Source organism: Nocardioides sp. Z43_10 (genome assembly GCF_059766615.1).
This window is the reverse complement of the sequence record NZ_JCBAJY010000003.1, coordinates 203260-216035: the sequence shown is the minus strand read 5'-3', so window position 1 is coordinate 216035 and position 12776 is coordinate 203260. Positions and strand designations below refer to the sequence as shown.

The window sequence follows — 12776 nt, the reverse complement described above, 5'->3', positions numbered from 1 at the left end:
GCCCCGGGCCGGTCCCCGGGAACGGGACGCCTTGAGCGAGGCGGCCGCGGACGAGGGGCGTCCCACCCGGTGGCTGCTGCCGCTGGCGGTGGCGCTGGTCGTCCTCTCCCGCGTCCCCGGCCTGCTGTGGCCGCTGAGCTCGGACGAGGCGGGGTTCCTGCTGGTCGCTCGGGAGTGGGACCCGGCTCCCGACAGCCTCTACGGCACCTACTGGGTCGACCGGGCGCCGATCCTGATCGCCACCATCCGCTTCGCCGACCTCCTCGCCGGGGCGTACGGCGCCCGTCTGCTGGCCGCGGTCTTCGCCGGGCTGCTGGTCCTCGCCGTGCATCGCCTGGCCGCGCTCGTGGTCGGCCCGGCGGCCGGGCGCTGGGCGACGATCACGGCGGCCGGGTTGTTGGCCAACCCCTACCTCAACGCGTGGACGGGCAAGGGCGAGGTATTCGGCACCGCGCTGGTGGCGCTGGCCTGCTGGTGGGCGGTGGCGGCGCTGCGCCGGCCCGGCCGCTTCGCCCGCCTCGCCCTGATGGTCGCAGCCGGCGTCGCGGGCGCCCTGGCCTTCGGCATGAAGCAGAACCTCGTCGGCGGACTGGTCTTCGCCGGAGCCCTCTGGGTGGGCGCGATCCTGCTCGGGCGGGTCGGGCGTGGGCAGGGCGCGGCCGCGGTGGGCGCACTGCTGGTGGGCGCCGCCGTCCCGGTCGCCGCCACCGTGCTCTGGGCGGTGAGCAACGGGGTCGAGCTCGACACGCTGAGCTACCAGGTCATCGGCTTCCGTGCCGACGCGGGCGCGGTGATCGCCGAGGGCAGCGCCCGCCGGGTGGTCATCCGCGGCGCGCTGCTGCTGGTGCTGTTCGTCGGCGCCGGGATGGCTCCGGCGCTGGTGCTGCTGGCCGGCGCGCTGCCACGGCTGCTTCCGCGCCTCGGTCCCGAGCTGATCGCGCTGGGCGCGATGCTCACCGTCGACGCGGTGGGCGTCGCCCTCGGCGGCAGCTACTGGCGCTCGTACCTGATCCCGCTCGTCCCGGGAGTCGCCCTGGCGGTGGCGTTCGTGGCGCTGGTGCCGGGCTGGCGGCAGCGGGCGACCCGGATGCTCACGGCCTGGGTCTGTGCGGTCTCGGTGGTGCTGCTGATCCAGTGGACCATCGCGCGCAGCACCGGCGAGCTCGGGCCTCATTCGCACCACATCGGCAGCGCCGTCGCGGAGGTGGCCGAGCCCGGCGACAGCGTCGTCACGCTCTACGGGATGAGCTCGCTGGTGGTGGCCTCCGGCCTGGAGTCGCCCTACGAGCACCTGTGGAGTCTGCCGATGCGCACCCTCGACCCCGATCTCGCCGAGCTGCGTGCGCTGCTCGCGGGTCCCGACGCTCCGACCTGGGTCGCCGAGCTGGTGCCGGCGAACTCCTGGGGGATCGACGACTCCGGGGCCCTGCGCAGCCTGCTCGCCGAGCGCTACGTCGTGGCGGGGGAGCCCTGCGGGAGCACCGTCTACCGCCGCGCCGACGCGCCCCGCGCCGCTCTGCCCCCCGTCGACTGCGACGCCGCGTGGACCGTCTGGTCCGACTCCTGAGCCCGCGGGGGCCGTGCCTGAGATGTTGCTGAGATTGGGAACACCGCGGTGTCGTCCCACGTTGTCCCTGACAGAGCCGCCCTTACACTGAGCGGCACGCTTGACCGTCGACACGACGGCACCCGGCCTCAAGGAGTGACCATGCAGAGCAACAACCCGGTGTTCAGGCGCTCGGCCGAGTTCAACGGGTCGAGCACCAACAGCTACGCCCACCAGACCTACCCCGGCGGCCAGCAGGGGTACGCGGAGCCCGGCTACACAGACCCGTCGACCTGGGACATGACCCGTCAGGCTCCGCCGGCCCGCCAGGGCCGGATGACGATCGACTCGGTCGTCCAGGCCACCGGCGCGTCGCTGGCCGTGGTCATGGTGAGCGCGTTCGCGACCTGGTTGCTGACCCCCGAGATCACCGCGGACGCGGGCGTCTCCGGCTCGCTGATGATGGCCTTCATCGTCGGCTCGCTCGGCGCCTTCGCGCTGTCGCTGGTGAACTCGTTCAAGCGGGTGATCAGCCCGGCGCTGGTCCTCGCCTTCGCCGTCCTCGAGGGCATGGCCCTGGGCGGGCTGAGCAAGATCTTCGATGCACAGTTCGGTGACGGCGTGGTCACCAACGCCGTGCTGGGCACCTTCGCGGCGTTCATCGGCACGCTCGCGGCCTACAAGTTCCTCAACATCCAGGTCAGCGACAGGTTCCGCAAGATCGTGGTCGCCGCCATGTTCGGCATGGTCGCCCTCGGCCTGCTCGAGGTGGTGCTCTCGCTGTTCGGCGCCTCGTTCGGTCTCTTCGAGACCGGTGCGCTCGGCCTGCTGTTCGCCGTCGCGGGTCTCGCCCTCGGTGTGTTCATGCTGATCCTCGACTTCGACTTCGTGGAGAAGGGCATCGCCGCCGGCCTCGAGCAGCGCGAGTCGTGGCGCGCCGCGTTCGGGCTGACCGTCAGCCTGGTCTGGATCTACACCAACCTGCTGCGCCTGATGGCGATCTTCAGCTCGGACTGAGCGCCGAGCAGCACCGCACGACGTACGACGAGAGCCCCGGGCCGAGCGCCCGGGGCTCTCGTGCGTCCGGGCCCCGGTGAGGGCGGGCGGGGCTCAGCCGGCGTCGGGGGCCGGCGCGAAGCGCAGCGCCAGCTCCGCGGAGATCGCGACGTGGCGCTCCAGGAAGGCGCGCTCGTCGAGCCGCTTGCGCCGCAGCCAGCCGGTGACCTCGTCGTTGCACTTGCTCGCGTTGCACGAGCCGCAGGCCGGCGCGATGTTGTCGAGGGTGTAGCGCCCGCCGCGCGAGATCGGCAGCACGCAGTCGCGCTGCAGGGCCCGGTCGGTGGCCCCGCAGTAGGCGCAGCCGCCCCAGGCGGCCTGCAGCGCCTCCCACTGGGCGGGGCTGAGGTCGTGCTCGACGCGCCCCATCCGCACCTTGCGCCGCCGCGCGTAGCGCGCCTTGCGACTTCCACTGACCGCCACGGGCGCCAGTCTAGGAGCCGCTCAGCCCAGCAGCCGGGTGATCCAGCGGCGTGTGTGCGCCGGGTCGATCACGTCGTCGAGCTCGCACACGCTGGCCGCGTTGAGCGCCTTGCCCTGCTCGTAGGCCAGCTCCACCATCTCGGCGAGGAAGCGCTCGCGCTCGCCCGCGTCCTCGATCGCCTCCAGCTCGCGGCGGAAGCCGAGCTTGACCGCGCCCTCGAGCCCCATCGCGCCCACCTCGCCGGTCGGCCAGGCCAGCGTCGCGAGCGGCACCTTGAACCCGCCGCCGGCCATCGCCATCGCGCCCAGCCCGTAGGCCTTGCGCAGCACGACGGTGACCAGCGGCACCGTCAGCCGGGCCCCGGTGGTGAACAGCGCCCCGAACCGGCGCACCGACCCGCTGCGCTCGGCCTCGGGCCCCACCATGAAGCCGGGGGTGTCGCACAGCGAGATCACCGGCAGGCCGTGGCTCTGGCACAGCTCCAGGAACGCGGCGGCCTTGTCGGCGCCCTCGCTGTCGATGGCGCCGCCGAGGTGCTCGCTGCTGTTGGCCAGCAGCCCGTATGGGCGCCCCTCGACGCGGACCAGCGCGGTGAGGATCCCGCGGCCGAAGTCGCGGCGCAGCTCGAGCACCGAGTCGGTGTCGGCGAGCAGCTCGACCACGCGCCGTACGTCGTAGGCGCGCACCCGGTCGAGCGGGACCACCTCGCGCAGCAGCTCCTGCTCGGCGCAGGCCCACTCCGGGCGCGGCCCGGCCAGGTAGGACAGGTAGCGCTTCGCCACCGCGACCGCCTCGGCCTCGTCGTCCACCAGCACGTCGATCACCCCGTTGGCGCTCTGCACGTCGCTGGGGCCGATCTCCTCGGGGCGGTGCACGCCCAGCCCGCCGCCCTCGATCATCGCCGGACCGCCCATCGCGATGTGGGAGTCGCGGGTGGCGATGACGACGTCGCAGCAGCCGAGCAGGGCGGCGTTGCCGGCGAAGCAGCGCCCCGCGGCGATGCCGACCAGCGGCACCTGCCCGCGCAGCCGCGCGAAGCGGTGGAACGTGGATAGGTCCAGCATCGCCACCACCGGCACGTCGGTGTCGCCGGGGCGCCCGCCGCCGCCCTCGGCGAAGAGCACGACCGGGGTGCGCAGCTGCTCGGCCAGGTCCACCAGCCGATCGGTCTTCTGGTGGTTGCGCAGGCCCTGGGTGCCGGCCAGCACGGTCGCGTCGTAGGCCAGCACCGCGCAACGGCGGCCCTCGACCTCCGCGATCGCGGTGATCAGCCCGTCCGCCGGGGTGTTCGCGACCAGGTCGTCGAGGGTGCGCCGGCCGCGCTGGGCGGCGAGCGCCAGTGGCCCGTACTCCACGACGGTGCCGTCGTCGCACAGGTCGGCGACGTTCTCGCGCGCGGTGCGCTGTCCGCGGGCGCGGCGCCGGGCGACGGCGGCGGGCCGGTTCTCGTCCAGGCCGTGGGCGTGCGCCGCGCGCACCTCGGCGAGGTCGCGGCGTACGGCGGCGGGGTCGCCGTCGCCGGTGGCGGACTCCGCCTCGCCGTCCTCCTCGGGCGCCGGTCCGGTCGCCGCGCGGAGCACGACCAGCGGCTGGTCGCGCCGTACCCCCTCGCGCAGCGCGACGCCGACCGTGGCCACCTCGAACCAGCCGGGGCCCTCCGGGGCGGTGACCGGGTGCTCCATCTTCATCGACTCCAGCACCAGCAGCGTGGCGCCGCCGGCCACGAGGTCCCCGGGGCTCGCCACGATCCGCACCACCGTGCCGATCATCGGCGCGCGCACCTGCTGCTCGTCGAGTGCCGCTCCACCGCTCATCTGGTCCCGTCCTCTCCGAACAGTCTGCCGGTCGCAGTCAGCGACGTACCCCGCGCGCTACAGCCGGCTGTGCGGTCCGGGAGCGGTGGCGTCGTCGTCGTCGGGCGCTTCGCCGGGCTCGTCGTCGGGGGCCTCGGGCTCGGCCTGCGGGTGGCGCCGGCGGTGCCGCAGCTCCGCCCACCGTCCGCGTACGCCGCGGCGCGCGCCGGCGACCTCGGTGCCGTCGACCTCGGTGCCCGGGGTGCGGGCGGCCTGCACCGCGGCCGTGGCGATCGGCAGCACGCCCTCGCCGCGGAACGGCTCGGGCGCGGCCTCGTCCTCGGGGATCAGGCCGAGCGCGGCCAGGGTCGAGGGCAGCAGCACCGCCGCCAGCGAGCGGTAGCCGTCGGCGGAGGGGTGGAACTGGTCGGGGCCGAAGAGCAGCGCCGGGGCGGCCTCGAACTCCGCGCCGAGCACCGAGCTGAGCGAGACGGTCCGCCCGCCCTCCTCGACGACCGCGATGGTCTGGGCGGCCGCCAGCCGGCGCGACCACGCCCGCGCGACCTGCTTGAGCGGCGGCGGGATCGGCTTGATCGTGCCGAGGTCGGGGCAGGTGCCGACGACCACCTGCACGCCGGCGTCGAGCAGGCGGCGTACCCCCTCGGCGAGGTACTGCACCGACTGAGACGGCAGCACCGTGTGAGTGACGTCGTTGGCGCCGATCAGGATCAGCGCGACGTCCGGCTCGATCGGCAGGGTGCGGTCGATCTGCGCGGCGAGGTCGGAGGACTGGGCGCCGACGACCGCGAACTCGCGCAGGTAGACCCGGCGATCGGCGCGGGCGGCCAGGCCCGAGGCCAGCCGCGCGCCCGGGGTCTCCTCGACCCGCTCGACGCCGTAGCCGGCCGCGCTGGAGTCGCCGAGCAGAGCCACCTTGATCGCCGGTCCCGGCCGGCCGCGCCCGTACCATCCGGTGGCGTCCGGGGGAGGCTCCTCCGAGACGTCTCCGATCGCCTTGCGCGCGAGCTTGGCCTCGGCGGTCAGCACGCCGTACAGGCCCGCACCGAGGACGGACAGCCCCCCGCCGCCGAACGCGGCAGCCGAGGCGAGTCTCCTGGCGGCAGCAGCTTTCCCCACGGCCCCACTGTACGAGGCGGGTGCGCGGGTTTGCCGCCGGACCGGCGCGGTGGGACATTTAGGCGGTGCAGTACGTGGACTCCCTCCTTGACCTGATCGGCAACACCCCGCTCCTGCGGCTGTCCCGATCCCTCGACGAACCCGACACCGCGCCCGAGGGGCGCCTGGCCGGCACGACGACCGGGCCGATGGTGCTGGCCAAGGTCGAGTACCTCAACCCGGGTGGCTCCATCAAGGACCGCATCGCGGTCCGGATGGTCGACGCCGCGGAGCGCTCCGGCGCCCTGCAGCCCGGCGGCACGATCGTCGAGCCCACCTCGGGCAACACCGGCGTCGGGCTGGCGATGGTCGCCCAGGCGCGCGGCTACACGTGCATCTTCGTGTGCCCCGACAAGGTCAGCGAGGACAAGCGCAACGTGCTCAAGGCCTACGGCGCGCAGGTCGTGGTCTGCCCGACCGCGGTGGCGCCGGAGCACCCGGACTCCTACTACAACGTCTCCGACCGGCTGGCCTCCCAGCCCGGCGCCTGGAAGCCGGACCAGTACTCCAACCAGGAGAACCCGCGCTCGCACTACGAGAGCACGGGCCCCGAGATCTGGGCGCAGACCGAGGGCCGGATCACCCACCTGGTCACCGGCGTCGGCACCGGCGGCACGATCAGCGGGATCGGGCGCTTCCTCAAGGAGCAGAACCCCGCCATCCAGGTGATCGGTGCGGACCCGGCCGGCTCGGTGTACTCCGGCGGCACCGGGCGTCCCTACCTGGTCGAGGGGGTCGGCGAGGACTTCTGGCCGACCACCTACGACAAGTCCGTGGCGGACCGGATCATCGAGGTCTCCGACGCGGACTCCTTCTCGATGACCCGCCGTCTGGCGCGCGAGGAGTCGCTGCTGGTCGGCGGCTCGTCGGGGATGGCCGCCTGGGCGGCACGTGAGCTGGCCCGCGAGCTGGCCGGCACCCCCGAGGGCGAGAACGCGGTGATCGTGGTCGTGCTGCCCGACTCCGGGCGCGGCTACCTCACCAAGGTCTTCAACGACGACTGGCTCAGCCAGTACGGCTTCCTGGCCGCCTCCTCCGAGCAGACCGTCGGCCAGGTGCTGCGCGGCAAGTCCGGCGTGCTGCCGGACCTGGTGCACACCCACCCCGGCGAGACGATCGCCGAGGCGGTGCACATCCTGCAGGAGTACGGCGTCTCGCAGATGCCCGTGGTCCGCGCGGAGCCGCCGATCGTGGCGGCCGAGGTCGCCGGGGCGGTCTCGGAGCGCACCCTGCTCGACGCCCTCTACGCCGGCAAGGCCAAGCTCACCGACCCGGTCGAGGACCACATGTCGGTGCCGATGCCGACCGTGGGTGCCACCGCCGCCGCGTCGAGCGCCGTCGAGCTGCTGGAGACCGCGGACGCCGTGCTCGTCCAGGAGGACGGCAAGCCCGTCGGCGTGCTCACCCGCCAGGACCTGCTCGCCCACCTCACCCGCTCCTAGGCAGACGCGGCTGCACCCCTCAGGGGTGCAGCAGCGCGGCCAGCTCCTCGACCCCGTCGACCAGGCGGGTGCCGGGGCGCGCCCAGGAGGCGTTGGCGTCGACGGCGTGGACGGGGATCCCGGGTGGCAGCGCGCCGGAGGCGACCAGGTCGTCGGCGAGGCGCTGGGAGGCCTCCCGGTCGAAGCCGCAGGGGGCGCAGATGACCACGTCGGGAGCGGCTGCGTGCACGTCGTCCCAGGTGACCCGGCGCGACCTCTCACCGGCCGTGCCGAGCAGCGCCTCGCCCCCGGCGAGCGTGATCATCTCCGGGATCCAGTGGCCGGGGGCGAACGGCGGGTCGGTCCACTCCAGGAACATCACCCGGGGCTTGGACGTGGGTGCGACGCGCTGCGCGACCGCCGCCAGCCGCTCCCGCTGATCGCGCACGAGCGCCTCGGCCTCGGCCAGCCGACCGGTCGCCCGGCCCAGCGCCAGGATCGAGTCCAGCACCTCCTCGAGCGTGTGCGGGTCGATGGTGAGCACCTCGGCCCGGCACCCGAGGTGGGCCAGCGCGTCGTCGACCACCGACACGTCGACCGCGCACACCGCGCAGAGGTCCTGGGTGACCACCAGGTCGGCGTCGAGGCCGGCGAGCGCGCCCTCGTCGAGGTGGTAGAGGTCCACCCCGCGCCGCATCGCGTCCGCCACCCACGCGTCGATCCGGGCCGGGGGGAGACCCTCGGGCATCGCGGAGGTGGACACGATCGTGCGCTCGCGGGCCTCGGCGGGGAAGTCGCACTCGAACGTCACCCCCACCACGTCCTCCCCGGCGCCGAGGGCGAAGAGGATCTCGGTGGTCGACGGCAGCAGGGACACGATGCGCATGTCGCGATCCTGGCAGGTGTCCGGGCGGGCGGCGACCGGGGAGACCACCCCCGTGCATAGGGTGATCGACCATGGACGACCCGACCACCACCGTGCTCGTCCTGCTCGGGCTCGCGGCCCTGGCTGCGGGGTTCGTCGACGCGGTGGTCGGCGGGGGAGGGCTGATCCAGCTGCCGGCGCTGGTGATCGGGCTGCCGGGCGCCTCGCCGGTGAGCCTGCTGGCGACCAACAAGCTGGCCAGCATCTGCGGTACGACGGTCAGCTCGCTCACGTACTTCCGCCGGATCCGGCCCGATCCGCGCACGTTCGGGCCGCTGATGGCCTTCGCCTTCGCGGGGTCGCTGGGCGGCGCCCTGGTGGCGGGCCTGATCCCGCGCTCGGCGTTCGACCCGCTGGTCCTGGTGGTGCTGGTGCTGGTCGGCGCCTACGTCCTGCTCAAGCCCGATGCCGGGGAGCTGACGAAGCTGCGCTTCGAGGGGCGCCGGCACCTGTGGGCGACGGCGCTGACCGGGGCGATCATCGGCTTCTACGACGGGGCGCTCGGTCCCGGCACCGGCTCGTTCTTCGTGTTCGCGCTGGTCGGCCTGCTCGGCTACGGGTTCCTCGAGGCGTCGGCCAAGGCCCGGATGGCGAACTGGGCCACCAACCTGGCCGCGCTCGTGGTCTTCGTGCCCCAGGGCGCCGTGCTGTGGGAGGTCGGGCTGCTGATGGGCGTGGGCAACCTGGTCGGCGGCTACCTCGGTGCCCGGCTCGCGGTGGCCAAGGGCGCCGGCCTGGTCCGGGTCTTCTTCATCACCGTGGTCTCGGCGTTCATCGTCCGCATCGGCGGCGACGTGCTGGGGTTCTGGGGATGAGCGCCACGTCCTACCTCGTCCCGGCCCGCGACGGCGAGGCCGCGATCGAGGTCAAGCGCTCCCGCTTCCTGGCCACCGTCGCCCGGGTCGAGGACGAGGGCGCGGCCCGGGCGGTCGTGGAGCGGCTGCGCAGGCAGCACTGGGACGCCCGCCACCACTGCTCGGCGTTCGTGCTCGGCCCGGACGCCGCGATCCAGCGCTCCAGCGACGACGGCGAGCCGGCCGGTACGGCGGGCGCCCCGATGCTCGAGGTCCTGCGTGGGCGCGAGGTCTGCGACGTCGTCGTGGTGGTCACCCGCTGGTTCGGCGGCATCCTGCTCGGCGCCGGCGGCCTGGTCCGCGCGTACGGCGACGCGGTGCGCGCCGGCCTCGACGAGGTGGGCACCCGGCGCCGGCAGCTGGTCGGCGAGTTCGCCGTCGTCGTCGACCACGCCGGCGCCGGCCGCCTGGAGAGCGACCTGCGCGCCCGCGGGGTGGCGATCCTCGGCACCGACTACGCCGCCCGGGCCACGCTGCGCGTAGGCGTCGGTGCCGAGGAGGCCGACGCGCTGCCCGGGCTGCTAGCCGAGCTCACCTCCGGCGCGGCGAGCGCCGAGCCGCTGGGCCAGCGCTGGGTGGACGCCTGAGCCGGCTGGTCAGCTCAGGTCGCCGTCGAGGTAGACCCAGCGCCCGCCGCGGCGCACGAACCGGCTGCGCTCCACCAGCTCGCCCTCGCCCCCGGCGGTGCGGTATCGGGCCCGGAAGGCGACCACCCCCTCGGCGTCGTCGACGCCGCCGTCGAGGACCTCGAGGATCTCGAGCCCCAGCCAGGTCAGCCCCTCCTCGGCGCTCAGGTCGTCGGGCCGGGTGCGCGGGTGCCAGGTCCGGAAGACATGGTCGAGCTCGCCCACCGCGTACGCCGCGTAGCGCGAGCGCATCAGCTCCTGCGCGGTCGCCGCCTGGCGCTGCTGGCGGTGCAGCGGCCCGCAGCACGCGTCGTACGCCGCTCCCGAGCCGCACGCGCACGCGGTCGAGCCGGAGCGGGTGCCGGAGCCGAAGACACCTGAGTCAGCCACGTGCGGCAGCGTAGCCTCGTGCCATGAGCATCCCCGTGGCCGTCTCCGAGCTGCCCGCCACGCTGACCGGGTTCGGCACCGGCTACCTGCTGAGCGTCGGTGACCCGGGCGCGCGGCCCGGGGTCAAGGCCGTCTCGGTGGCGCCCGAGCTGTCCGACGGCGTGCTCGTGGTCCGCGGCCCGGGACGCGGCACGCTGGCCAACGCCGCGCGCGAGGCGGCGGTGACCCTGCTGTACCCGCCACGCGAGGAGAGCGGCTACACGCTGCTCGTCGACGGTCTGGCCGAGGTGGTGGGCGACGACCTGCGGATCGCGGCCACCTCCGCGGTCCTGCACCGCCCCGTCGACGCGTGAGCGCCTCGTCCTGCCTCACCGACCGGGATCCGTGGACCGGTCTGCCGCCCCGATCCGGCTAGGGTGCGCTGGTTGCATTGCGCAACCAGAACTTGAGCCACCGGACGACTTCGGGCGGGGAGGAATCACGTGAGCGGCACCTCGGGCGTGCGCCGGCACCACCACTGGGTGACCTTCGCCGTGCTCGCGGTCGCGGTCTCGGCGTTCACGCTGCTGCAGTCGCTGATCGTGCCGGTGCTCCCCGAGGTGCAGCGCGAGCTCGACACCGATCAGGCGACCGTCACCTGGGTGCTCACCGGCTACCTGCTCTCGGCCTCGATCTGCACCCCGCTGCTGGGCCGCATCGGCGACGTCGTCGGCAAGAAGCGGATGCTCGTGCTCGTGCTCGGCGCGTTGACCGTCGGCTCGGCGATGGCGGCGCTGTCCACCACCGTGGAGTGGCTGATCATCGCCCGCGTCGTCCAGGGCTTCGGGGGAGGCGTGCTGCCGCTGTCCTTCGGGATCATCCGCGACGAGTTCCCGCAGGCCCGGGTCAACTACGCCATCAGCGTCATCGCGTCGCTGTCCGCGGTCGGGTTCGGCATCGGCATCGTGGTCGCCGGCCCGATCGTCGACGGCCTGGGCTTCGCCTGGCTGTTCTGGCTGCCGATGATCGCGACCGCGGTCGCCGGCGCGACGGCGCTGGTGCTGGTGCCGGAGTCCCCGGTGCGCGCACGCACCCGGCTGCCGGTGCTGCCCGCGCTGCTGCTGTCGACCTGGCTGGTCGCGCTGCTGCTCGCGATCAGCCACGGCAACGACTGGGGCTGGGGGTCGGTGCGCGTGGTCGGTCTGCTCGTCCTCGCCGCCGTCGTGCTCCTCGGCTGGGTCGTCCTGGAGACCCGCATCGAGGTGCCGCTGATCGACATGGCGATGATGCGTCGTCGCGGGGTGTGGACGACGAACGTCGTGGCCGCCTGCGTGGGGTTCGCGATGTTCGCCTCGTTCGGGTTCCTGCCCCAGTTCCTGCAGACCCCGCCCTCGGCCGGCTACGGTCTCGGCGCCACGATCAGCGAGTCCGGGCGGCTGATGCTGCCCTCGGCGCTCGGCAGCTTCGCGATCGGCTTCGCGACGGCTCCGCTGGTGCGGCTGCTGGGGGCGCGGCGGGTGGTGATGACCGGCACGCTGACCAGCGCCTGCGCGTTCGGGCTGCTGGCGCTCTTCCACGACGAGGCGTGGCAGGTGGTGACGGCGAGCTCGATCCAGGGCTTCGGCTCCGGGTTGGTCTTCTCCAGCCTGGCCGGCGTCGTGGTGTCCTCCGTGCCGGCCTCCCAGACCGGCGTCGCCAGCGGCATGAACGCCAACATCCGCACCATCGGCGGCGCGATCGGCTCGGCGGTGATGGCGGGCATCGTGACCTCGCACGTCGGCGCCGGCGGACTGCCCGCCGAGCGCGGCTACACGATCGGGTTCTCGGTGATGGCCGGCCTGATGCTGGTGGCGGCCGTGGCCGCGCTGGCGTTGCCCGACAGCCACGACCAGCCGACCCACTCCGGGCTCGAGGACGCCGACAACGCCGGGCTGGGCCTGGTCGCGATGGGCGCACGGCCGGCCGGTGACGGGCCCAGCCGGCGCCGCCGTACACCGACGGCGGCGGACGGGGACGTCCGGTGAGCGCCGAGGCCGCCGGGCGCGTCGACCCGCCGCTGACCGGTGCGGAGACCGAGATGCTGCGCGGGTGGCTCGACTTCCACCGCGCCACGCTGCGCCGCAAGACCGACGGGCTGGACGCGGCGCAGCTCGACACGGCTCCCCTCCCCAGCTCGCTGACCCTCGGCGGTCTGCTCGCGCACCTCGCCTTCGTCGAGGACTACTGGCTGCCGCACGTGATGGCGGGGCGCGAGCCGGCCGAGCCCTGGGCGGGCACCGACTGGCGCGCCGACCGGGACGCGGACTTCCACCACGCCGCCGCTCTGGAGCCCGGCGCGTTGCGAGGGCTGCTCGACGACGCCGTCGCCGCCTCCGACCGCGTCCTCGATGAGCTGCTGGCCGACCCGAGCGGGCTGGGCCGGCTCTCGGCGCGTGAGCGTCACGGCGAGCACGTCAGCCTGCGCTGGGTCCTGGTCCACCTCATCGAGGAGTACGCCCGCCACAACGGGCACGCCGACCTGATCCGCGAGGCGATCGACGGGAGCACCGGCGAGTGAGCTGACCGTGGACCTCGGTCGCGGCCTTG

General features: G+C 74.0%; 13 protein-coding genes. 8 read left to right on the top strand and 5 right to left on the bottom strand.

What is annotated here, in order from left to right; genetic code table 11:
- Positions 1-31: 31 nt before the first annotated feature.
- Entirely contained in the window at positions 32-1567 is a 1536-nt protein-coding gene (locus AC6EI4_RS07235; protein WP_498421284.1) for a hypothetical protein, read from the top strand.
- Between the two features lie 141 nt (positions 1568-1708).
- Positions 1709-2563 carry a Bax inhibitor-1/YccA family protein gene (locus AC6EI4_RS07230; RefSeq protein WP_498451047.1) on the top strand — a complete coding sequence of 285 codons (855 nt, stop codon included), beginning with the start codon at positions 1709-1711 and terminating at the stop codon, positions 2561-2563.
- Positions 2564-2656: 93 nt separating this feature from the next.
- Here AC6EI4_RS07230 and AC6EI4_RS07225 read toward each other — a convergent pair whose 3' ends face one another.
- From AC6EI4_RS07225 to AC6EI4_RS07215, 3 genes are read right to left on the bottom strand one after another with little or no spacing between them, the layout of a single operon-like run.
- The gene (locus tag AC6EI4_RS07225) at positions 2657-3025 is read right to left on the bottom strand and encodes an HNH endonuclease (RefSeq protein ID WP_498421288.1); all 369 of its coding nucleotides are present in this window, start codon (positions 3023-3025) and stop codon (positions 2657-2659) included.
- A gap of 21 nt (positions 3026-3046) precedes the next feature.
- Positions 3047-4840, bottom strand: a complete 1794-nt coding sequence (locus AC6EI4_RS07220) for a carboxyl transferase domain-containing protein (RefSeq protein ID WP_498451046.1) — start codon at positions 4838-4840, stop codon at positions 3047-3049.
- Between the two features lie 57 nt (positions 4841-4897).
- Positions 4898-5956 carry an SGNH/GDSL hydrolase family protein gene (locus AC6EI4_RS07215; protein ID WP_498421292.1) on the bottom strand — a complete coding sequence of 353 codons (1059 nt, stop codon included), beginning with the start codon at positions 5954-5956 and terminating at the stop codon, positions 4898-4900.
- Positions 5957-6021: 65 nt separating this feature from the next.
- Between AC6EI4_RS07215 and AC6EI4_RS07210 the strand changes: the two genes are divergently transcribed.
- Positions 6022-7437 (top strand): cystathionine beta-synthase, encoded by a 1416-nt coding sequence (locus AC6EI4_RS07210; RefSeq protein WP_498421294.1) that lies wholly within the window; start codon positions 6022-6024, stop codon positions 7435-7437.
- A 19-nt stretch (positions 7438-7456) separates the two neighbouring features.
- Here AC6EI4_RS07210 and AC6EI4_RS07205 read toward each other — a convergent pair whose 3' ends face one another.
- Positions 7457-8302, bottom strand: a complete 846-nt coding sequence (locus tag AC6EI4_RS07205; protein ID WP_498451045.1) for a cobalamin-binding protein — start codon at positions 8300-8302, stop codon at positions 7457-7459.
- 71 nt (positions 8303-8373) lie between these two features.
- Here AC6EI4_RS07205 and AC6EI4_RS07200 point away from each other — a divergent pair, with 71 nt between their 5' ends.
- Complete coding sequence (locus AC6EI4_RS07200) at positions 8374-9156, top strand: sulfite exporter TauE/SafE family protein (protein WP_498451044.1); 783 nt, start codon at positions 8374-8376, stop codon at positions 9154-9156.
- Complete coding sequence (locus tag AC6EI4_RS07195) at positions 9153-9782, top strand: YigZ family protein (RefSeq protein WP_498451043.1); 630 nt, start codon at positions 9153-9155, stop codon at positions 9780-9782. The genes AC6EI4_RS07200 and AC6EI4_RS07195 overlap by 4 nt, the downstream gene beginning before the upstream one ends.
- Before the next feature lie 9 nt (positions 9783-9791).
- Here AC6EI4_RS07195 and AC6EI4_RS07190 read toward each other — a convergent pair whose 3' ends face one another.
- A complete protein-coding gene (locus AC6EI4_RS07190) occupies positions 9792-10211 on the bottom strand; it encodes a YchJ family protein (protein WP_498421303.1) in 420 nt (139 codons plus the stop codon).
- Positions 10212-10234: 23 nt separating this feature from the next.
- On the opposite strand from AC6EI4_RS07190, the gene AC6EI4_RS07185 reads away from it, so the two are divergent.
- The 3 genes from AC6EI4_RS07185 (at position 10235) to AC6EI4_RS07175 (ending at position 12747) form a co-directional block, all read left to right on the top strand.
- Positions 10235-10564 carry a pyridoxamine 5'-phosphate oxidase gene (locus tag AC6EI4_RS07185; protein WP_498421304.1) on the top strand — a complete coding sequence of 110 codons (330 nt, stop codon included), beginning with the start codon at positions 10235-10237 and terminating at the stop codon, positions 10562-10564.
- A gap of 129 nt (positions 10565-10693) precedes the next feature.
- Positions 10694-12214 (top strand): MFS transporter, encoded by a 1521-nt coding sequence (locus AC6EI4_RS07180; protein WP_498451042.1) that lies wholly within the window; start codon positions 10694-10696, stop codon positions 12212-12214.
- On the top strand, positions 12211-12747 hold the full coding sequence (locus AC6EI4_RS07175; RefSeq protein WP_498421310.1) for a DinB family protein: 537 nt from the start codon (positions 12211-12213) through the stop codon (positions 12745-12747). The genes AC6EI4_RS07180 and AC6EI4_RS07175 overlap by 4 nt, the downstream gene beginning before the upstream one ends.
- The last annotated feature ends 29 nt before the right edge of the window (positions 12748-12776 follow it).